The following is a 20,498-nucleotide window of genomic DNA, read 5'->3' as shown; positions in this document are numbered from 1 at the left end:
CCCCTGCCCGGCGGCCTACTTCAGGAGCTGGCGGGCCATCACCATGCGCTGGATCTGGTTGGTGCCCTCGTAGATCTGGGTGATCTTGGCATCGCGCATCATGCGCTCGACCGGGAACTCGCTGGTGTAGCCGTAACCGCCCAGGAGCTGGACCGCGTCGGTGGTGATCTCCATGGCGGCGTCGGAGGCGGCGCACTTGGCGGCGCTGGAGAAGAAGGTCAGGTCCGCCTGGGGCTCGCCGTGGGCGGCCAGCTCGGACTTGGCGGCGGCGGCGTAGGTGAGCTGGCGGGCGGCCTCCAGCTTCATCGCCATGTCGGCGAGCATGAACTGCACGCCCTGGAACTCGGCGATGGCCTTGCCGAACTGCTTGCGCTCCTTGACGTAGCCGACGGCGTAGTCCAGCGCGCCCTGGGCGATGCCGAGCGCCTGGGCGGCGATCGTGATGCGGGTGTGGTCCAGGGTGGCCAGCGCGGTCTTGAAGCCGGTGCCGGGCTCGCCGATCATCCGGGACGCCGGGATGCGGACGTCCTCCATGATGACCTGGCGAGTCGGGGAGCCCTTGATGCCGAGCTTCTTCTCCTTGGGGCCGAAGCTGACGCCCTCGTCGGACTTCTCCACGACGAACGCGGAGATGCCCCGGGCGCCGGCGCCGGGCTCGGTCACGGCCATCACCGTGTAGTACTCCGACACCCCGGCGTTGGTGATCCACATCTTGGCGCCGTTGAGCACGTAGTGGTCGCCGTCGGCCACCGCGCGGGTCTTCATGGACGCGGCGTCGCTGCCCGCCTCGGCCTCGGACAGGGCGTAGGAGAACATCGCCTCACCGCGCGCGACCGGCGCGAGGTACTGCTGCTTGAGCTCCTCCGAGGCCGACAGCAGCAGGGGCACGGTGCCCAGCTTGTTGACCGCCGGGATCAGCGAGGACGACGCGCAGGCCCGTGCCACCTCCTCGATGACGATCACGGTCGCCAGCGCGTCGGCGCCCGCGCCGCCGTACTCCTCGGGGATGTGCACGGCGTGCAGGTCGGCGGCGGCCAGGGCCTTGTAGACGTCCCAGGGGAACTCCCCCGTCTCGTCGGCCTCGGCGGCCCGAGGGGCGATCTTCTCGTCGGCGAGGGCGCGGACGGTCTCCCGGAGCATCTGGTGCTCTTCAGGCAGGGCGTAGAGAGGGAAGCTCATGAGAAAATAGTAGGACGTCCAACAAAGTATGGACCGCTCCACGGGTGTGATATCCGCCGCTGTGTGTTTACGCAGGTGACAGGGTGGCATGGAACCCCTCGAGCCTGATCGGCCAGGCTCCTCATCCGCCCCGCCTGCGACCGCGATCCCTTCCCCGAGGACTCTTGAGTCGCAGTAGACGCTCCCATGACGCATATGCCGGATATCAGACCGGAAACCGGCTGGATGCCCTCCTGTCAAGAGGACATGCCCTGGGTACTAAAAGAAAGAGTCAAGGATGCCGGTACCCTGTCCGCGATGGATTGGGTAGAACCGAAAGGATCCGCAGTGGCCTACCGCCTTACTGTGCTGGGGACCGGATACCTGGGCGCCACGCATGCGGCATGCATGGCCGAGCTGGGCTTCGAAGTGCTCGGCCTGGACGTCGACCCCGCCAAGGTCGCCAGGCTGCAGGCCGGAGATCTGCCCATCCACGAACCCGGGCTGGAAGAGATCCTGCGCCGCAACCTCGCCAACGGCCGGTTGCGCTTCACGACCTCCTACGAGGAGGCCGCGGCCTTCGGTGACGTGCACTTCGTGTGCGTCGGCACCCCCCAGAAGAAGGGCGAGTACGCCGCCGACGTCTCCTACCTCGACGCCGTGATCGACTCGCTGGCCCCCCACCTGACCCGCGAGTGCCTGGTCGTCGGCAAGTCCACCGTGCCCGTCGGCACCGCCCAGCGGCTGGCCGACAAGCTGACGCGGCTGGCGCCCGTCGGCGAGGGGGCCGAGCTGGCCTGGAACCCCGAGTTCCTCCGCGAGGGGTTCGCGGTCGAGGACACCCTGCACCCGGACCGGATCGTGCTGGGCGTGCGCTCGGAGAAACCCGAGAAGATCATGCGCGAGATCTACACCTCCATGCTCGACTCCGGCACCCCGCTGGTCGTCACCGACTACCCGACCGCCGAGCTGGTCAAGGTCGCCGCCAACGCCTTCCTCGCCACCAAGATCTCCTTCATCAACGCGATGGCCGAGGTCTGCGAGGCCTCGCACGCCGACGTCAGGCAGCTGTCGCTGGCGCTGTCCTACGACGACCGGATCGGCGGCCGGTTCCTCAACCCCGGCCTGGGCTTCGGCGGCGGCTGCCTGCCCAAGGACATCCGCGCCTTCATGGCCCGCGCCGGAGAGCTGGGCGCCGACCAGGCGCTGACCTTCCTGCGCGAGGTGGACGCCATCAACATGCGCCGCCGCGCCCGCATGGTCGACCTGGCCCGCGAGCTGACCGGCGGCTCCTTCACCGGCTGCCGGCTCGCGGTGCTGGGCGCCGCGTTCAAGCCCAACTCCGACGACATCCGCGACTCCCCCGCGCTCGACGTCGCCGTCAACATCCGCCGCCAGGGCGGCCGGGTCACGGTCTACGACCCCGTCGCCCAGGAGAACGCCCGCCGCGCCCACCCCGAGCTCAACTACGGCGACTCCGCCCTCGACGCCGCCCGCGACGCCCACGTCGTGCTGCTGCTGACCGAGTGGCAGGAGTTCGTCGATCTCGACCCCGAGGAGCTGGGCGCCGTGGTCGCCTCCCGGAAGATCGTCGACGGCCGCAACGCCCTGGACGCCGAGACCTGGCGCGCCGCCGGCTGGCACTACCGCGCCCTCGGCCGCCCGTAACGGCCTCCCCCGGCTCCGGCCCTCCCAGCTGCCGGAGCCTCGCCCGCCTCCCGGTGGCGGCTTCATCCGGCTCTCGATGTACGGCCCCGCCCGCACGGCGCCACCCGCCGACCGTGGTCCTCTCCCGTCGGCCCGCTCCTGCGGCGCGCGGGGCCGCTCGCCGCGACGCCCCTCACCTGTCCGGGCGCCCACTCGGGTCAGCGGACCGGGTGAGCCCTCAGGTCGCCGGGCCGGTCGACCCCTCAGATCGTCACCTGTCCGGGTGACCCTTCAGGTCGTGGAATCCGGACGACCCCTCAGGTCAGCGGGATGTGTGGGAGCTTCCGGTGTGCGTGGAGGGATGGTGGTCCTCGCCCGCGCCCACGCTTCCGAGCACGGCCAGGACCGCTGTCAGTCCACCGAGGACGGCGCGTATCGCATATCTCATGATCCTCACCTCTGCTGCCAGTGGAGATCACCCTCTTCCCCGGCAGGCGCCGTCCATCCCTCCGTTCTCCCGATCCCGGCCCGTCCTCCGGCTGTCGAACCCGACATATCCCCTGGTCAGACCGTTCTTCGGACCGACCCGTTTTCCCCGGGCGGATGAGCGGTCAGGCTCCGAGGTCGGCGGCTTCGGCGCGCAGGCGGGCGCCCTTGGCGTGGGCCTGCTCCTTCAGGGAGACCTGGAACTCCTCCATCCTGGCGCGCAGGCCGGAGTCCGAGGCGGCGAGGATCCGCACGGCCAGCAGCCCGGCGTTGCGGGCGCCGCCGATGGCGACGGTGGCGACCGGGACGCCGGCGGGCATCTGGACGATGGACAGCAGGGAGTCCATGCCGTCGAGGTACTTCAGCGGGACGGGCACGCCGATCACCGGCAGCGGGGTCACCGAGGCGAGCATCCCGGGCAGGTGGGCGGCTCCTCCGGCGCCGGCGACGATGACCTTCAGGCCGCGCTCGGCCGCCCGCGTGCCGTACTCGATCATCTCCTGGGGCATGCGGTGCGCGGAGACCACGTCGGCCTCGAACTCCACGCCGAACTCGGCGAGCGCCTCGGCGGCCAGCCGCATCACCGGCCAGTCCGAGTCACTACCCATCACGATGCCGACGGTGGCCATTCGATCTCCTTCGCCGGGCGCCCGCCCGATCGTGCGGTGTCCGGGTGTGTCGTGCGCGGTCGCGCGGGTCGGGTGCAGACGGTCAAGGTGCAGACGGTCAGGTGCAGACGGTCAGGTGTAGACGCCGTCGGCCAGGTAGGCGGCGGCGTGGCGGGCTCGGGCGCGGACCTCGTCGAGGTCGGTGCCGAGGGCGGTGACGTGCCCGATCTTGCGGCCGGGCCGTACCTCCTTGCCGTAGAAGTGGACCTTCACGCCCGGGTCGTGGGCCATCACGTGCTCGTAGCGGGAGAAGATGTCCGGGTCGTCGCCGCCGAGCAGGTTGGCCATCACGACCACGGGGGCGGCCAGCGCGGGCGAGCCGAGCGGGAGGTCGAGGACGGCGCGCAGGTGCTGCTCGAACTGGGAGGTCCGGGCGCCGTCGATGGTCCAGTGGCCGCTGTTGTGGGGGCGCATCGCCAGCTCGTTCACCACGAGGCCGGAGGAGGTCTCGAACATCTCCACGGCCAGCAGGCCGGTCACGCCCAGCTCGGTGGCGATCTTCAGGGCGATCCCCTGGGCGACCGCGGCCCGCTCGGGGTCGAGGCCGGGCGCGGGGGCGAGCACCTCGACGCAGATGCCGTCCTGCTGCACGGTCTCCACGACCGGGTAGCTGACGCCCTGGCCGTGCGGGGAGCGGGCGACGAGCACGGCCAGCTCCCGCTCGAAGGACACGAACGCCTCGGCCATCAGCGGCACCCCGCTCGCCAGGACCTCCGCGGCGTCCTGCGCGGACCGGCAGACCCACACGCCGCGGCCGTCATAGCCGCCGCGCACGGCCTTGAGCACGAACGGCCAGCCGTTCTCCTCGCCGAAGGCCTCCACGTCGGCGGCCGTGGCGATCCGCCGCCAGGCGGGGCAGGGGACGCCGATCGCGGTCAGCCGCTCGCGCATCACGGCCTTGTCCTGGGCGTGCACGAGCGCCCCGGCGCCGGGGTGGACGGCGACGCCGTCGGCGGCGAGCGCGGCGACGTGCTCGGTGGGCACGTGCTCGTGGTCGAAGGTGACAGCGTCGCAGCCCTTGGCGAAGTCGCGCAGGTCGGCCAGGTCGCGGTAGTCGCCGACGCGCACGTCGGAGATCACCCGGGCGGCGCTGTCACCGGCGGATTCGGCCAGCACCCGCAACTCCACGCCCAGGGCGATGGCCGCCTGCTGGGTCATCCGGGCCAGCTGGCCTGCTCCGATCATGCCGACGACGGGGCCGAGGGGACCGGCCGGGGAAGCGCTGTTCACGTCCGCTGAGCTTACCGGCCCCGGGTACGGTGCCCGCGCGGTGGTCAGCAGATGGGCGGGGCGGACGGGCCGGGCCACGTCGACCGGTGGGCGGGACGGTCATCTCAGCCGGTGGGCGACCAGGCCGGGCCGGATCAGCCGGTTGTCAGAGTGGTCAGGTCACGGCGGACGGCCACGGTGGAGAGCTTCCCCTGCCCGGTGACCCTGGTGACGAGCAGGACCGTCTCGGTGCCGGTCAGCTCGGCGGCCTTGTCGCCCCCGGTGAATCCGCGCAGGTCGTCCTCGCCGTAGATCGGGCGGGCCAGCGAGGAGCGGCCGGGCCCCGGCCGCTGCCGGTACTCCACCTCCAGGGCGTGGACCACCAGCGCGCCCCCGTCCGGCAGCCGCAGGGCCCGCTGCGGGCCGATGAGCAGCCGGACGTCGGAGGTGAGCCGGTCGGGGCGGACCTTCTGCGGCCGTTCCGTCAGTTCCCTGAGCAGGTCGGCGGCGGCGTCGCCCTTGGGGAAGCTCACCCCGCTCACCCCGGCGGGGTCGGTGAGGTAGGTGAGATAGCGCTGCGGCACCAGGCGGGCCCGCACGCCGATGGAGGGGTCGTCGGTGGGCACGGCCTCCCCGGAGGTCTCCGGCGCGTCGTCGCCCTCCACCGGGATGGGGCCGGCGGCCAGCCGCCAGGTGCCGGCCTCGTCGGTGAACAGGAAGTAGGCCGGTTCGGGCCTGCGGGCCAGGGCGACGAACCAGCGCTCCTGCCCGGAGGCGGCCGGGAGGAAGAACTCCGGTTCGGTGTAGTCCACGCCGACGGGAGCTGGACGGCCGTTCCGGGTCGCCTCGCAGGCACGACCGCCCAGCGTATTCTCCGCCCAGGCGGTCAGGCGGTCGACCGCCGCGCAGTCACGGTCCCGCCAGGCGTCGCTCAGCTCCCCCAGCAACGAGAAGGCCTGAGCGGCCTCGGCGCGCTCGACCGTGCGGGCGGACGCCCCCGACGACGGCCCCGGCTCGGGGACCGCGACCTGGCTGTCGTTCCGCACGCCGCAACCGGCCACGGCGCACAGGCCGATGAGCAGGATGAGCAGTCGGCGGGGCAAAGGTCGGTTCCGAGGGGTCGTGGCCGTCACGTGCGGCGATCCGTCTGGACCGATCGCGGAGAGCGATCTCCCCGAAGGTCTCCCGCGATCTACCCGATCAGGGTAACGTCAGATGCCCCGATTTATCCGCCGTTGTATGACATTTATAGAAATGTTCTTGAACCCCGCAGAGCACCGGCCCGGCCGACCCCTGCGCGGAGCCGGCAGCACCACCGGTAGCCTGGCAGAAGTGCCGGAGATCCCCTGACGGCGGATCCGCAGCCGACCCAGGAAAGGACCGTGCAGCAGACGTGCAGTTCCTTCGACACGCCTACGAACGGTTCGCCGATCTGGCGCGCGAGCTGGCCAAGTTCGGAACCATCGGAGCCATCGCCTTCGTGATCGACTTCGGTTCCACCAACCTGCTGCGCTTCGGCTTCGGCTGGGGCCCGCTGACCTCCAAGGTCGTGGCCACGATCATCGCGGCGACATTCGCCTACGCGGGCAACCGCTTCTGGACGTTCCGGCACCGGGAACAGTCGGGGCTCGCCCGCGAGTACTTCCTGTTCTTCCTGCTCAACGGCATCGGCCTGCTGATCTCGATGCTGGTGATCGGCTTCGTGACCTACACGCTCGGCCTGCAGGACCCGCTGAGCTACAACGCCGCGCTGCTGGTCGGCACGGTGCTGGGCACGCTGTTCCGGTTCTGGTCCTACAAGCGCTGGGTCTTCCTGGCCGCCACGGAGGAGATCCCCCGGGAGCTCCCCGACGAGGCCAGCCGGGTCCGCTGACCTCCACCGGCCGCCCGCTCACGCCGGTCCGCTGACCACCCGGTTCCGGCCGGAGTCGCCCACCGGGCGCAGGAAGATGGCGAAGGCCGCCGGGCGGGGCCGTACGAGCTCCAGACGACCGCCGTCGGCGGCGGCCAGCGCCCGTGCGAGGGTCAGCCCCAGACCGGTGCCCCCGGCGCCGCTCATGTTCCGTTCGAAGACGCGGGGGGCGATCTCCTCGGAGATCCCGTCGCCTTGGTCGGCGACCTCGATCACGATCGACTTGTCGGTGTTGCTGGTGGTCACCGTCACCGGGCCGCCACCGTGCTTCAGGGAGTTCTCCAGCAGGGTGGAGACCACCTGGCTGATCCCGCCGCTGGTGCCCAGGGCCTTGAGCCCCCGCGTGCCGGACAGGACCAGCTTCCTGCCGACCCGGCTGAAGGCCGGGCCCCATTCGATGAACTGCTGGTCCAGGAGGGCGTCGAGCTCGACCACCGAGGTCTGGGCGTGGCGCTGCCTGCGCGCCGCGGCGAGCAGCTCGTCGATCACCGCGGTCAGCCGCTCGGCCTGCACTATCGCGGCCTCGCCCTCCTCCTTGACGACGGTGGGGTCGTCGGCGGCCGCCACGATCTCCTCCAGGCGCATCGTCAGGCCGGTGAGCGGCGTGCGCAGCTGGTGGGAGGCGTCGGTCGCGAACTCCCGCTCCCTGGCCAGCAGGTCGGCGATCCGCGTGGCGCTGCGGTCCAGCACCTCGGCCACCCGGTCGAGCTCCTGGATGCCGTAGCGGTGCCTGCTCGGCCGGGCCTCTCCCGAGCCGAGCCGTTCGGCGATCATGGCCAGGTCGCGGAGCGGAAGCGTCAGGCGGCGTGACTGCACCACGGCGAGCCCCACCGCCACCGCCAGCGCGACCGCGGCGAGCACCACGATGAGCAGGAGCCAGGCGTGGATCTGCTGCTCGATCTGGGTCTTGTCACGGCTGACGGAGACGTAGATCCCGCTCTCCGACTCGGCGGTCGCGTTGAGCCTGCGCTCCTGCGCCGGCTCCGTGCCCACCTGGGTCACCTGTGGGGGGGTTCCCTTGGCGTAGATCAGTATGTGGCGGTCGGGATATTTCCTCTTGAGTTGTTCGGGGTCGATCGGCTGGTCCTGCGTGCGGGCGTAGTCGACCTCGTTGAGGAGGCTCTTGGCCTCCCCGGAAAGCCCCTGGATGGCCTCCTCCTGGATCAGGCGGTTGACCAGCACCCCCAGCGGGATACCGAGCAGCAGTACCGCGATGGCCGCGACGAGCAGCGTGGAGGAGAGCAGGCGGCGGCGCATCGCCTACTCGCGTTCGAACCGGAAGCCGACCCCTCGAACCGTCGTGATGTAGCGCGGCTTGGCGGCGTCGTCGCCGAGCTTGCGGCGCAGCCAGGAGATGTGCATGTCCAGGGTCTTGGTGGAGCCCCACCAGTTGGTGTCCCACACCTCCCGCATGATCTGCTCGCGGGTGACGACCTTGCCGGCGTCGCGCACGAGCACGCGGAGCAGGTCGAACTCCTTGGTGGTCAGGTGCAGCTCCTTGTCGCCCATCCAGGCGCGCCGGGAGTCGGCGTCGATGCGGACGCCCTGGACCACCGGCGTCTCCGACGTGCCGCGCCGCAGCAGGGCGCGGACCCTGGCCAGCAGCTCCGCCAGGCGGAACGGCTTGGTGACGTAGTCGTCGGCCCCGGCGTCGAGGCCGACCACGGTGTCCACCTCGTCGACGCGTGCGGTGAGTATGAGCACCGGAGTGCCGTGGCCCTCGGCGCGGATGCGACGGGCCACTTCAAGGCCGTCCATCTCAGGGAGGCCCAGGTCAAGAACAATCAAGTCGATGCCACCCGACAGAGCCCTCTCCAAGGCCTGTGGGCCGTCGGGGCTCACCTCCACCTGATAGCCCTCACGGCGCAGTGCGCGCGCCAGCGGCTCGGAGATCGAGGTGTCATCCTCGGCGAGAAGTACGCAGGTCATGTTGAGAGCGTAGGACCTTAGGCGATCGTTTCCCGGGCATAGCGCGCGGTTTGACTTGCCGTTGACCTATCTATTGACCTGGGCAAACACTGATAAATCCCGGTTAGTCATCCCGCACCGGTCCCCGAGAAGGGGTACGGCTCCCGCCGCGGGAACCCCGCGAACGGTCAGGGCTTCCTCGATCGCCCTCGGACAAAAAGAACACGCCCAACCGGAAGGGATCCGATGGGCGTGTCTGGGCGATTCTCTCAGGAAGCCGACGGCGGCTCCGCGTAGCGGGCCAGATACAACTGCTCGCCGAGGCTCTCGATGAGCGACAGCTCCGTCTCGAGATAGTCGATGTGGTGCTCCTCGTCGGCGAGGATCTCCTCGAAGAGCCGGGCGGAGGTGATGTCGCCCTTCTCCCTCATCACACCGATCGCCGGGCTGATGCGCCTGACGACCTCCAGCTCGACCTCCAAGTCGGCCCGGAGCTGCTCCTGCACCGTCTGGCCGATGCGCAAAGTGCCCAGTCTCTGGTAGTTCGGCAGGCCCTCCAGGAAGAGGATCCGGTCGGTCAGCTTCTCCGCGTGGCGCATCTCGTCGATGGACTCGTCACGGGTGTGCTTGGCCAACCTGGTATATCCCCAGTTCTCCTGCATCTTGGCGTGCAGGAAGTACTGGTTGATCGCGGTCAGCTCGGCGGTGAGCTGCTCGTTCAGCATTTCGATGATCTGCTTGTCGCCCTGCATCGGCGGGCTCCTTGTTATGCGGCGGTCGTCAACTCCTCAGACCGCTTCAGGATCGCACAGATTCTGCGCACGCAAGAAGCACAGTCGCTCCCGGCGCCGGTGGTGTCGCGGATTTGCCGAGCGCTCTTCGCTCCCGCGGCGATGCAGTCATGCACCTCGTTCTCAGTCACCGCGCGGCAGACACACACATACATGGCGAGGGAAGGACCTCTCGATAAAGACTAACACATAGGTAAGGCACACCTAAGGTAGCCCAGTTTGGTAAGGCTTGCCTACGTGACCTGGGCCACAAAGGTCCATCTCAAGGGAAAGGTCTTTTAGGACGAACGGGACGTTAGAAGTACACCGTCCCTTTCCCGGGGCGTACGGCCGCACTCACGCCCGGCGCAGGACATACGGCTGGACGACTCCCAGTCCCCGGACCGGGCGGCGCCGGATGCGGTGCGTCTCCAGCTCGGGCGCCTCCTGCACGGCCTCCGCCAGCCCTCCGTCGACGACGATCGTCCCGGGCCGGGCCACGGCCGTCAGGCGCGCCGCGAGGTTGACCGTGGTCCCGAAGACGTCGCCCATCATCGGCAGCACCGGTCCGTAGGACAGCCCCACCCGGACCTGGGGACCGTCCCTGCCGATCGCGTCGACGAGGTCCAGCGCGATGGCGGCGGCCGTACGGGGCTCGGCGGCGGTGAACAGCACCTCGTCGCCGAGGGTCTTGACCAGCCGGCCCCCGTGCGCGGCCACCACGTCGGCGGCCTGGGACTCGAACCCCTCGACCAGCTCGGCCAGGCCGAACTCGTCCAGGTCGCGGGAGACCCGGGTGAAGGAGACCAGGTCGGCGAAGCCCACGGCGAGGGTCAGCCGGGTGGGCAGGACCTCCTCGCTCATGTCGGTGATGGTCAGCAGCCGGGTGCCGGCGGCGGCCAGCTGGGACCGCCAGACGTGGACCAGCACCAGCTCGAAGTCGGGCAGCAGCTCCCGCGCGGTCTCCATGATCGCCGCCAGGTCGGCGTCGGTGGGCGGCCGGCTGGGATCGAGCATCGCACCGATCATGATCTCGGCCTGCCACTGGGCGAGCCTGGCCGTGGTCTGGCCGAGCGCCCTGGTCATCCGGATGACGGTCTGCTCGTCGAGCAGGCCGCTCTCCATCATCGCCCGGACCCGCTTCAGCGCGAGCACGTCGGCGTCGGTGAAGGCCACCGCGTCGTCCGGGAGCGTGGGGAACCCCAGCGCCCGCCAGATCCGCTCGGTCAGCTCCTGGGGCACCCCGGAGTTCTCGGCGACCTGGATCCGGGTGTGGCGGGGCGGCGGACCGACGAAGAGGCGTTCGATCTCCTCGGCCGTCGGGCGGCCCGGCGACTCCTCGTGTCCCATCTTCCCCCTCCCGCTCACCGGCGTTCTCTCCCGGCACCAGTACGGTGCACCGCCCCAGTACAGTGCACCGCCTCAGCGCGGTGCACCGCCGCCCCCTCCCGGCTGCCCGTCGGCGGCCTCGTCGAGGACGCGGAACAGCTCGGCCCGGACGTCCTGCAGGTCGGGGATGTCGCGCAGGACGATCCGGCCCTGCTCGCCCGCCGACTCGACGATGAGCGTGCCGCAGCCGAGGATCCGCTCCAGCAGCGTCTGGTCCGCGCTGACCGTGTTGACCTTGCTCATCGGGATGTCGTCGTGGGACTTGTTCAGCACGCCGGTGCTGATCGTGAACCGGTGCGAGGTGAGCACGTACGCGGTGTTCTTCCACTGCAGGTACGGCACGAACGACCAGACGGTCAGCAGCCCGACGGCGAGCACGCCCACCGCCACCCGGGCGTGGAGGTCATAGGTGAAGGCCGGCATGAAGAACATCGCGGCGCCGGAGGCGGCGGCGATGACGAGCAGCGCCAGGAGCGGGATGACCAGGCGCTTCCAGTGAGGATGGAACGACCGGACGCGCCGCTCCCCCTCCGTGAGGTGATGATCGGGGAGACCCATGGGCAAATCGTGGCACGCCCGCGCGTCCCGCGTCAGGGAACGTCGGGGCGGACGTGCACGACGTCGCCCGCGCTGAGGGTGTGCTCGCGCCCGTCCGCGTCCACGATCAGGTGGCCCGCGGCGTCGACCCCGGTGGCCCACCCGGTGAGCACCCGCTCCCCGGGCAGCTCCACCCGGATTCGCCGTCCCACCGTCGCGCTCGTCGCCAGATAGGCGGCCCGCAGCCCGCAGGCGTCCGCGTCGCCGTGCGCCTGCGACCACTCGCGGTAGTGCGTCTCGATCTCCCGCAGCACCGCCCGCAGCAGCGGGTCGCGATCGGTGCAGGCGGCCTTCTCCAGGGCCAGCGAGGTGGCGGTCTCCACGGGCAGTTCCTCGGCGCGCAGGCTCACGTTGAGCCCGATCCCGATGATCACCGCGCTGTCCACCCGCTCGGCGAGCACCCCGGCGAGTTTGCGCTCCCCGATCAGCAGGTCGTTGGGCCACTTCAGGCGCACGTCGACCTCCGCCAGCCGGCGCACGGCCGAGGCGGCGGCCAGGCCGGCGAGCAGCGGCAGCCAGCCCTGCCTGGCCGGCGGCGGGTCGGGGCGCAGGAGCACCGAGAACGTCAGGGCCGAGCGCGGCGGGGCCGACCAGCTCCTGCCGAGCCGGCCGCGCCCGGCGAACTGCGACTCCGCCACGATCACGGCACCCTGGCGGGCGCCGTCGCGCACGGCGTGCGCGAGGTCGGCGTTGGTCGAGCCCGTCCTGTCGACGACGGCGATGTCGGACCACAGGCTCCCCGGACGGACCAGGGCGTGGTTGAGCGCCGCCTGGGAGAGCGGGGGGCGGTCGAGATCGGAGAAGGGGGAGTCCGGCACCCCTCTATCTTCCCCCGGACGGGGACCGTCCGGGGCGCGGACAGAACGGTGACCAGCCGATACCGCGATCACCGGTCCCGGAGGCAGAGGTGTTCCGGCTGTCCGAGCCCTCCCGCCGGGGGTGAAAATGGACACATGAAGAGACGTCTCGACCCGCGCAACTGGGCCGGCTGGAAGCCCTTCGGGATCGGCGAGCGCAAGCCGAACAACTACCTGGAGCTGGTCAAGGCGTTCCGGTCGGTGAAGGGCAACCGCCGCTACGCCTGGCGGATCCTCACTCAGGGCACCTGCGACGGGTGCGCGCTGGGCACCAAGGGCATGCGCGACTGGACCATGGACGAGATCCATCTGTGCAACATCCGGTTGCGGCTGCTCAAGCTGAACACCATGCCCGCGCTGGACGTCTCGGCGCTGCGGGACGTCTCCGGCCTGCAGCGGCGCAGGAGCGCCGAGCTGCGCGACCTCGGGCGGCTGCCGTACCCGATGCTGCGCCGCGCGGGCGAGCCCGGCTTCACCAGGATCGGCTGGGACGAGGCGCTGGACCTGGCCGCCCCGCACCTGCGGGAGGGACGGCTCGGGGTCTATCTGACCAGCCGGGGCGTGCCGAACGAGAACTACTTCGCGGCGCAGAAGGCGGTGCGGGCGCTGGGCTCCAACTCCGTGGACAACGCCGCCCGCATCTGTCACTCGCCCTCAACCGTCGCGCTGAAGGAGACGATCGGCGCGGCGGCGACCACCTGCTCCTACACCGACTGGATCGGCTCGGACCTGATCGTTTTCATCGGGTCCAACCCGTCGAACAACCAGCCGGTCGCGATGAAGTACCTCTACCACGCCAAGAAGGCCGGTACGAAGATCGCGATGGTCAACGCCTACCGCGAGCCCGGCATGGACAAGTACTGGGTGCCCTCCAACGCCGAGTCCGCCGTGTTCGGCACGAAGATCACCGACCACTTCTTCGGCGTGAACGTCGGCGGTGACATCGGCTTCCTCAACGGCGTGCTCAAGCACCTCATCGAGAACGACTGGGTGGACAAGGCCTGGGTGGACGCGCACACCACCGGCTTCGACGCCGTACGGCGGGCGGTCGCCGAGCAGTCGTGGGAGGCGCTGGAGGCGCTGTCGGGGGCGAGCAGGGAGAGCATGTTCGAGCTGGCCAGGCTGCTGGGCGAGGCGCGCTCGGCGGTGCTGGTCTGGTCGATGGGCATCACCCAGCACACCTACGGCGAGGACAACGTCCGCTCGATCGTCAACCTGGCGCTGGCCCGGGGCTTCGTCGGCCGGGACAACTGCGGCCTGATGCCGATCCGCGGGCACAGCGGCGTGCAGGGCGGCGCCGAGATGGGCGCCTACGCCACCGGCCTGCCCGGCGGCCTGCCGGTCACCGGGGACAACGCCCGCAGGTTCGGCGAGCTGTGGGGCTTCGAGGTGCCCGACACGCCCGGCATGACCGCGACCGACATGATCGACGCGGCGCACGCGGGCGAACTGGACGTCCTGATCTCCAGCGGCGGCAACTTCCTGGAGGTCCTGCCGGACCCGGGCTACTGCCGCGAGGCCCTGTCCCGGCTGAAGCTCCGGGTGCACATCGACATCGTCCTGTCCTCGCAGATGCTGGTGCCCTGCGAGGGGGACGTGCTGCTGCTGCCCGCCCAGACCCGCTACGAGATGGCCGGCGGCGTCACCGAGACCTCCACCGAGCGGCGGATCATCTTCTCCCCCGAGGTCCCCGGCCCGCGGGTCGGAGAGGCCCGGCCCGAGTGGCGGATCTTCACCGAGCTGGCCGCCCGCGCCCGCCCCGAGCTGGCCGACCGGCTCAGCTACGCGGGCACCGCCGAGATCCGCGCCGACATCGAGCGGGCCGTGCCGTTCTACGCGGGGATCTCGGGCCTGTCGGAGTTCGGGGACAACGTCCAGTACGGCGGGCGGCACCTGTGCCCGGACGGGCGCTTCCCCACCGCCGACGGGCTCGGCCGCTTCTCCCCGGTCGCCCTGCCCGCCCTGGAGCGCCCGGACGGGGCGTTCATGGTCGCCACCCGGCGCGGCAAGCAGTTCAACAGCATGGTCCACGAGCGGCGTGACGGCTTCAACGGCGCCACCCGAGAGGCCGTGCTGATGAGCGCGCACGACGCCGACCGGCTCGGCCTGCCCGACGGCACTCCCGTGGAGCTGCGCTCGGTCACCGGCGGGCGCACCTTCCGCGGCCGGGTCCTGCGCGCCCCGCTGATGCCCGGCAACCTGCAGATCCACTGGCCGGAGGGCAACGTCCTGCTGGACGCGGCCCGCCGGTCCCCCTCCGCGAGGATCCCCGACTACAACGCGCTCGCCACGATCACGAAGCTCTCCCCGTGACCTCCGGCCCGCTCCCCCAGGACCCCCGGGACGCGGGGGCCCTCAGACGGCCCGGCCCGGTCAGCCGCGTCCGGATCCGGGAGGTCTCCGGCGGGGCCGTACACGACCGCCGCGACGACCTGGCCACCGAAGAACCCCTGGAGATCCGCCTGACCGCCGCCGGCGCCGACCCGCCCGGGGCGCCGCGCCGGACCGTGGCCGTCACCATGCGGACGCCGGGGCACGACTTCGAGCTGGCCGCCGGGTTCCTGCACGGCGAGGGCGTCGTGACGGCGGGCGACATCGCGTCCATCTCCTACTGCACGGACGAGGACGTCACGCCGGAGGCGCGCTACAACACGGTCACCGTACGGCTGCGCGGCGACCGCCTGCCCGAGCTGCCCACACTCGACCGGCACTTCCTGACCTCCAGCGCCTGCGGGGTCTGCGGCGCCGCGAGCCTGGACGCCCTGCGCGACCGCTGCGCCCCGCTGCCGGCCTCCGGCGGCCTGACGGTCTCCCCCGAGGTGCTGTACGGCCTGCCGGACCGGCTCAGGCGCGCCCAGGGCGTCTTCGGCCGGACCGGGGGCCTGCACGCGGCCGGGCTGTTCACACCGGACGGAGAGCTGGTGGTGCTCCGCGAGGACGTGGGACGGCACAACGCGGTGGACAAGCTCACCGGCTGGGCCATGCTGGACGGGCGGCTCCCGCTGACCGGGCGCATCCTCATGGTCAGCGGCAGGACCAGCTACGAGATCATGCAGAAGGCCCTGGCGGCGGGCGTGCCGGTCGTGTGCGCGGTCTCCGCGCCGTCCTCCCTGGCGGTGGACCTGGCCAGGGAGTTCGGCCTGACGCTGGTCGGCTTCCTGCGCGGCGAACGCTTCAACGTCTACGCCGGGGCGCACCGCATCGACGGGTGACACCCGGGGCCGTTCCCGGACCTCCGGGAACGGCCCTCAGGTCTCTAGCGGCCCTGCAGGGCCTTGACGTTGTCGCCGAAGGTCCAGTTCTTCGAACCGTCCCAGTTGATCGACCAGGTCATCAGCCCCTTGAGGTTGCCGTTGAAGGCGTTCCAGCTCTGGGCCACCAGGGAGGGCGACATGTGACCGCCCCCGGCTCCGGGCTGGGCGGGCAGGCCGGGGACCTGCTTGTCGTAGGGGACCCTGATCGTGGTGCCCTGGATGACCAGGCCGTTGTTCAGGCAGGTGGTCTGGGCGGTGAAGCCCTGGACGGTGCCCGCGGAGTAGGAGTCGCCGGAGCAGCCGTACATGCTCCCGTTGTAGTACTGCATGTTCAGCCACCACAGGCGGCCGTTGTCGGCGTACTTCTTGATGATCGGCAGGTACGCGCCCCAGATCGAGCCGTAGGTGACGCTGCCGCCGGTCACGTAGGCCGTCTCGGGGGCCATGGTCAGGCCGAAGTTGGACGGCATCTGGGCGAGCACGCCGTCGATGATGCGGATGAGGTTGCTCTGGGAGGGCGAGAGCTGGTTGATGTTCCCGCTGCCGGTGAGGCCGGTCTCGATGTCGATGTCGATGCCGTCGAAGTTGTACGTCTTCAGGATCGGCACGATGGTCGCCACGAAGCGGTCTGCGACGGCGCTGGAGCTGAGGTCGATGCCCGCGGTCGCCCCGCCGATGGACATCAGGATCGTCAGTCCGGCGGCCTTGGCCTGGCACATCTCGGCCGGGGTGGCGACCTTCACGGTGGCGTCCATGCCGTCCTCCCACAGCACGGTGCCGTCGGAGCGGATGACCGGGAACGCGGCGTTGACGACGTTGTAGCCGTGCTGCCGGATGCGTGCGTCGGTGATCGGCGTCCAGCCGAACGGCGGGTGCACGCCGTTGCTCGCGCCGTCCCAGTTCTCCCAGTAGCCCTGGAGCACCTTGCCCGCGGGCCTGGACTTCACCGGGCAGGTGCTGCCCGTCGGCGTGACCGTGGGGGTCGCGGTGGGAGTCGCCGTGGGGGTCGCCGTGGGGGTCACCGTGGGGGTCGGGGAGACCGTGGGCGTGACGGTGGGCGTCGGGGTACCCCCGGGCCCGTCGAGGCCGACGTCGTCGGCGTGGTAGGTGCCCTGGCCGTACCAGCCGTGCAGATAGACCTCGGCGCCGGTCTGGTTCGCCCCGGTGGTGAAGGCGACGGTCAGCTGCGTGTAGGCCGTCGCCGACGGGGTCCAGGTGGAGCCGCCGCCGGTCACGCCGAGATACACGTAGTTGCCGCGGACCCAGGCGGTCAGGGTGTAGGCGGTGTTCGGCCGGACGGCCACGGTCTGGGAGCAGCGGGCGGTGTCGGAGCCGCTGACCGCGCCGGCCAGCGCCTTCGTGCCGGAACGGACCGGGGAGCCGGTCACCGATCCGAGCCCGCCGGAGCAGGACCAGGGCGAGAGGGCTCCGCTCTCGAAGCCGGGGTTCTGGAGCAGGTTGGCCGCGTGGGCCGATGTCTGGGCGATGAGGATCCCCGCGAGCGCCAGCAAGAGTGAGACTGTGAGCGTCAGGAGGCGGGAGGTCCGTTTCATGGGGCAGCCCTTCTGTCACCCGGGCATGGGAGATCACCGGGAGTTGACGGGGAGCCGCGATGACGGAAGTCGCGATCCGTAGATTCACCGAATTATCTGGACAAGGCGGGCGGATGTCCATGTCCAGCCGTGCCCGTATCGCTAGTGTCCGAGATCGGGCTGCTCTTATTATGGAACAAATCATTCCGTTCTGATAATATCGGAACAGATCGATCCGCTCCAACGATCGCAGAGGAGAAGTCCTTGAGCACCGAGATCCGTCCCTTCCGCGTCGAGATCCCGCAGGCCGACCTCGACGACCTCCGGGATCGCCTGGCCCGTACCCGCTGGGCCGAGGAGCTGCCGCCCGACCCCGCCGGAAGCGGTGGGCAGACCGGTCCGGTCCCGCCCGGCTGGGAGTACGGCGTCCCGCTGTCGTACGTCAGGCGGCTCGTCGAGCGCTGGCGCGACGGGTACGACTGGCGGGCGTGGGAGGCGAAGATCAACCAGTATCCGCAGTTCGTCACCGAGATCGACGGCCAGACCGTGCACTTCCTGCACGTCCGCTCGGCCGAGCCCAACGCCACGCCGCTGATCCTCACCCACGGCTGGCCCAACACGATCGTCGAGTACCTGGACCTGATCGGCCCGCTCACCGACCCCCGGGCCCACGGAGGCGACCCGGCCGACGCCTTCCACGTCGTGATCCCGTCCATCCCCGGCTTCGGCTTCTCCGGGCCGACCCGGGAGAGGGGATGGAACCGCCACCGCGTCGCCCGCGCGTGGGCCGAGCTCATGAGCCGCCTGGGTTACGAGCGGTACGGCGCGCACGGCAACGACGCCGGCTCCCTGATCTCCCCCGAGGTCGGGCGCGTCGATCCGGAGCACGTGATCGGCGTGCACGTGACCCAGATCTTCTCCTTCCCCTCGGGGGACCCGGCCGAGTTCGAGGGCCTGTCGCAGAAGGACATGGAACTGCTGGCGTTCCTGCAGTCCTTCAACGAGGAGATGTCGGCCTACGCGCAGCTCCAGGCGACCAAGCCGCAGAACCTGGCGCACGCCCTGGCCGACTCGCCCGCCGGGCAGCTCGCCTGGGCCGGCCAGCTGCTCGGGGAGGCGGTCGACCCCGACGTGGTCATCACCAACGCCGCGATCTACTGGCTGACCAACACCGCCGCCTCGTCGGCCCGCTTCTACTACGAGGACCACCACACCGAGCACCCGGCCGAGCCCACCACCGTCCCCATCGGCCTGGCCGCCTTCGCCCACGACTTCACACCGCTGCGGCGCTTCGCCGAACGCGACCACTCCGCCATCGTCTCCTGGAACGAGTTCGACCGCGGCAGCCACTGGTCGGCCCACGACGCCCCCGACCTCCTGATCGACGACCTCCGCCAGTTCTTCCACAAGCTCGGCTGATCCCCTTCCCCTCGCCGCATCGGCGCCCCCGCCCGGGGCCCGGTGCGGCGAGGCCGTTCCCGCCCCCGGTCACCGGATAAATCTTGACCCCACTTATGGAATGAAGCATTCCGTTCTGTTAGTATCGGAACAGATGGTTCCGATCCGATGAATGGACCGCCGCTCTCCCAGAAGGGCCCGAGACCATGACCGCCCAGACTCTTCCCGCCCCGGCCGCCCCGGCCGCCCCGGCCGCCCAGACTCTTCCCGCCCCGGCCGAGCCGGTCGCCGCGCAGCACCCGCGCCGGTGGCTGGGACTGTTCGCCATCCTCGCCGCGGATCTGCTCAACCTGCTCGACTCGACCGTGGCCAACGTCGCCGCCCCGGTCATCCGCGCCGACCTGGGCGGATCCCTCGCCGCTCTGCAGTGGGTCGCGGCCGGATACACGCTGGCCATGGCCGTGGGCCTGCTCACCGGCGGGCGGCTCGGGGACATGTACGGCCGCAAGCGGATGATGATGGTCGGGATCACGGGCTTCCTCGTCACCTCGGCCTTCTGCGCCCTGGCGATGTCGCCGGAGATGCTGATCGGCGCCCGGATCCTGCAGGGCGCGTTCGCGGCGGTCATGGTGCCGCAGTCCTTCGGCCTCATCCGCGACCTGTTCGGCAGCGAGGTCGGCCGGGCCTTCGCCGCCCTGGGACCGGTCATCGGGCTGGCCACGATCCTCGGGCCGGTGGTCGCCGGGCTGCTCATCGAGGCCGACGTGCTCGGCACCGGATGGCGCATGATCTTCCTGATCAACCTGCCGCTCGGCGTGTTCGCCCTGCTCGTCGGCTGGAAGGTGCTGCCGGAGGCCGAGCCGGTGGCCCGCGGGCAGCGCCTCGACCTGGTGGGCGCGCTGCTGGCCGCGGCCGGGATGTCGCTGCTGGTATACCCGCTGGTCCAGGGTCACGAGATGGGCTGGCCCGCCTGGTCGCTCGTCCTGCTCGCCGCCTCGATCCCGGTCTTCGCCGCCTTCGTCTGGCACCAGCTGCGCCGTACCCGCTCCGGCCGTACCCCGCTGGTCGAGCTGGGCGTGCTCGCCAGGCGCTCCTACACCTCCGGCGTGGCGTTCGCGGTGATCTTCTTCGGTGCGATCACCGGCTTCTCCCTGGCCGTCGGCCTGTTCCTCCAGCTCGGCCTGGGCTACACGCCGCTGGACGCCAGCCTGACGATGATCTCCTGGGCGGCCGGCGCGTTCATCGGCTCCATCTTCGGCAGCATCATGATGGACAGGCTCGGCCGGCACCTCCTGCACATCGGCCTGGCCGTGATGTCCGCCGCGCTCGTCGGCCTCTATCTGGTCTTCTCCAACGCCGGGACCGCTCTGGGCGGGTGGGACCTGGCGGCCCCGATGGTCGCCTTCGGGATCGGCATGGGCATGATCTTCGTCCCGCTGTTCGACATCATCCTGGCCGACCTCGACGAGCGGGAGATCGGTTCGGCCTCCGGCCTGGTGTCGTCGTTCGAGCAGCTCGGCGCCTCGCTCGGCGTCGCCGTCCTCGGCACCGCCTTCTTCAGCACCATCGGCCACCGCCCGCACATCCACGGCTTCCTGGACGCCGCCGGGCTGGTCACGCTGCTGACCATCGGGCTCACCGGGGCGGCCTTCGTCCTCGCCTTCATGCTCCCCAAGCGGGCCCGCCAGGGCGGATCCGCCGCGCACTGATCCA

General features: G+C 70.7%; 18 protein-coding genes. 6 read left to right on the top strand and 12 right to left on the bottom strand.

Annotated features, from left to right (window positions below; translation table 11 throughout):
• Positions 1-15 precede the first annotated feature (15 nt).
• Positions 16-1,179 carry an acyl-CoA dehydrogenase family protein gene (locus tag Psi01_RS01475; RefSeq protein ID WP_204062068.1) on the bottom strand — a complete coding sequence of 388 codons (1,164 nt, stop codon included), beginning with the start codon at positions 1,177-1,179 and terminating at the stop codon, positions 16-18.
• Between the two features lie 327 nt (positions 1,180-1,506).
• On the opposite strand from Psi01_RS01475, the gene Psi01_RS01470 reads away from it, so the two are divergent.
• A complete protein-coding gene (locus Psi01_RS01470) occupies positions 1,507-2,826 on the top strand; it encodes a UDP-glucose dehydrogenase family protein (RefSeq protein WP_204062067.1) in 1,320 nt (439 codons plus the stop codon).
• 590 nt (positions 2,827-3,416) lie between these two features.
• Here Psi01_RS01470 and purE read toward each other — a convergent pair.
• The 3 genes from purE to Psi01_RS01455 form a co-directional block, all read right to left on the bottom strand.
• Positions 3,417-3,920, bottom strand: coding sequence for a 5-(carboxyamino)imidazole ribonucleotide mutase (gene purE / locus Psi01_RS01465; protein WP_204062066.1), 504 nt, complete (start codon positions 3,918-3,920; stop codon positions 3,417-3,419).
• Between the two features lie 111 nt (positions 3,921-4,031).
• A complete protein-coding gene (locus tag Psi01_RS01460; RefSeq protein ID WP_275424480.1) occupies positions 4,032-5,189 on the bottom strand; it encodes a 5-(carboxyamino)imidazole ribonucleotide synthase in 1,158 nt (385 codons plus the stop codon).
• Positions 5,190-5,323: 134 nt separating this feature from the next.
• Positions 5,324-6,271: a DUF8094 domain-containing protein gene (locus Psi01_RS01455; RefSeq protein ID WP_204062065.1), complete on the bottom strand. Its 948-nt coding sequence runs from the start codon at positions 6,269-6,271 to the stop codon at positions 5,324-5,326.
• Positions 6,272-6,561: 290 nt separating this feature from the next.
• Here Psi01_RS01455 and Psi01_RS01450 point away from each other — a divergent pair, with 290 nt between their 5' ends.
• Positions 6,562-7,041, top strand: coding sequence for a GtrA family protein (locus Psi01_RS01450; protein WP_204062064.1), 480 nt, complete (start codon positions 6,562-6,564; stop codon positions 7,039-7,041).
• Positions 7,042-7,059: 18 nt separating this feature from the next.
• Here Psi01_RS01450 and Psi01_RS01445 read toward each other — a convergent pair whose 3' ends face one another.
• From Psi01_RS01445 to Psi01_RS01415, 7 genes are all read right to left on the bottom strand, one after another.
• Entirely contained in the window at positions 7,060-8,337 is a 1,278-nt protein-coding gene (locus tag Psi01_RS01445; RefSeq protein ID WP_204062063.1) for an ATP-binding protein, read from the bottom strand.
• A gap of 3 nt (positions 8,338-8,340) precedes the next feature.
• Positions 8,341-9,009: a response regulator transcription factor gene (locus tag Psi01_RS01440; protein ID WP_012888073.1), complete on the bottom strand. Its 669-nt coding sequence runs from the start codon at positions 9,007-9,009 to the stop codon at positions 8,341-8,343.
• 248 nt (positions 9,010-9,257) lie between these two features.
• Positions 9,258-9,740 carry a bacterioferritin gene (gene bfr / locus Psi01_RS01435; protein WP_204062062.1) on the bottom strand — a complete coding sequence of 161 codons (483 nt, stop codon included), beginning with the start codon at positions 9,738-9,740 and terminating at the stop codon, positions 9,258-9,260.
• Between the two features lie 14 nt (positions 9,741-9,754).
• Positions 9,755-9,934, bottom strand: a complete 180-nt coding sequence (locus Psi01_RS01430) for a (2Fe-2S)-binding protein (RefSeq protein WP_204062061.1) — start codon at positions 9,932-9,934, stop codon at positions 9,755-9,757.
• Positions 9,935-10,115: 181 nt separating this feature from the next.
• Entirely contained in the window at positions 10,116-11,108 is a 993-nt protein-coding gene (locus tag Psi01_RS01425; RefSeq protein WP_204062060.1) for an adenylate/guanylate cyclase domain-containing protein, read from the bottom strand.
• A gap of 72 nt (positions 11,109-11,180) precedes the next feature.
• A complete protein-coding gene (locus tag Psi01_RS01420; RefSeq protein WP_204062059.1) occupies positions 11,181-11,705 on the bottom strand; it encodes a PH domain-containing protein in 525 nt (174 codons plus the stop codon).
• Between the two features lie 32 nt (positions 11,706-11,737).
• Positions 11,738-12,562 (bottom strand): biotin--[acetyl-CoA-carboxylase] ligase, encoded by an 825-nt coding sequence (locus tag Psi01_RS01415; protein WP_204062058.1) that lies wholly within the window; start codon positions 12,560-12,562, stop codon positions 11,738-11,740.
• A gap of 135 nt (positions 12,563-12,697) precedes the next feature.
• Here Psi01_RS01415 and Psi01_RS01410 point away from each other — a divergent pair, with 135 nt between their 5' ends.
• Both Psi01_RS01410 and fdhD read left to right on the top strand, forming a co-directional pair.
• Complete coding sequence (locus Psi01_RS01410; protein ID WP_204062057.1) at positions 12,698-14,914, top strand: FdhF/YdeP family oxidoreductase; 2,217 nt, start codon at positions 12,698-12,700, stop codon at positions 14,912-14,914.
• Complete coding sequence (fdhD, locus tag Psi01_RS01405) at positions 14,911-15,813, top strand: formate dehydrogenase accessory sulfurtransferase FdhD (RefSeq protein ID WP_275424479.1); 903 nt, start codon at positions 14,911-14,913, stop codon at positions 15,811-15,813. Before Psi01_RS01410 ends, fdhD begins: the two co-directional genes overlap by 4 nt.
• A gap of 44 nt (positions 15,814-15,857) precedes the next feature.
• Here the strand turns inward: fdhD and Psi01_RS01400 are convergent, their stop codons facing one another.
• The gene (locus tag Psi01_RS01400; RefSeq protein ID WP_239126929.1) at positions 15,858-17,366 is read right to left on the bottom strand and encodes a glycosyl hydrolase family 18 protein; all 1,509 of its coding nucleotides are present in this window, start codon (positions 17,364-17,366) and stop codon (positions 15,858-15,860) included.
• A gap of 285 nt (positions 17,367-17,651) precedes the next feature.
• On the opposite strand from Psi01_RS01400, the gene Psi01_RS01395 reads away from it, so the two are divergent.
• Together Psi01_RS01395 and Psi01_RS01390 are read left to right on the top strand one after the other, a co-directional pair.
• Positions 17,652-18,806, top strand: a complete 1,155-nt coding sequence (locus Psi01_RS01395) for an epoxide hydrolase family protein (protein ID WP_204062055.1) — start codon at positions 17,652-17,654, stop codon at positions 18,804-18,806.
• A gap of 185 nt (positions 18,807-18,991) precedes the next feature.
• A complete protein-coding gene (locus tag Psi01_RS01390; RefSeq protein ID WP_204062054.1) occupies positions 18,992-20,494 on the top strand; it encodes an MFS transporter in 1,503 nt (500 codons plus the stop codon).
• The last annotated feature ends 4 nt before the right edge of the window (positions 20,495-20,498 follow it).

It is taken from the genome of Paraplanobispora siamensis (assembly GCF_016863175.1).
Classification (GTDB): Bacteria; Actinomycetota; Actinomycetes; order Streptosporangiales; family Streptosporangiaceae; genus Planobispora; species Planobispora siamensis.
Note: the sequence above shows the minus strand (reverse complement) of the source record. Positions and strands in the feature narration are given on the sequence as shown.

Coding starts and splice junctions, on each gene's coding strand:
- Psi01_RS01475 (WP_204062068.1), bottom strand. CDS start 1,179: ATGAGCTTCCCTCTCTACGCCCTGCCTGAAGAGCACCAGATGCTCCGG.
- purE (WP_204062066.1), bottom strand. CDS start 3,920: ATGGCCACCGTCGGCATCGTGATGGGTAGTGACTCGGACTGGCCGGTG.
- Psi01_RS01445 (WP_204062063.1), bottom strand. CDS start 8,337: ATGCGCCGCCGCCTGCTCTCCTCCACGCTGCTCGTCGCGGCCATCGCG.
- Psi01_RS01440 (WP_012888073.1), bottom strand. CDS start 9,009: ATGACCTGCGTACTTCTCGCCGAGGATGACACCTCGATCTCCGAGCCG.
- bfr (WP_204062062.1), bottom strand. CDS start 9,740: ATGCAGGGCGACAAGCAGATCATCGAAATGCTGAACGAGCAGCTCACC.
- Psi01_RS01430 (WP_204062061.1), bottom strand. CDS start 9,934: ATGTATGTGTGTGTCTGCCGCGCGGTGACTGAGAACGAGGTGCATGAC.
- Psi01_RS01425 (WP_204062060.1), bottom strand. CDS start 11,108: ATGGGACACGAGGAGTCGCCGGGCCGCCCGACGGCCGAGGAGATCGAA.
- Psi01_RS01420 (WP_204062059.1), bottom strand. CDS start 11,705: ATGGGTCTCCCCGATCATCACCTCACGGAGGGGGAGCGGCGCGTCCGG.
- Psi01_RS01410 (WP_204062057.1), top strand. CDS start 12,698: ATGAAGAGACGTCTCGACCCGCGCAACTGGGCCGGCTGGAAGCCCTTC.
- Psi01_RS01390 (WP_204062054.1), top strand. CDS start 18,992: ATGACCGCCCAGACTCTTCCCGCCCCGGCCGCCCCGGCCGCCCCGGCC.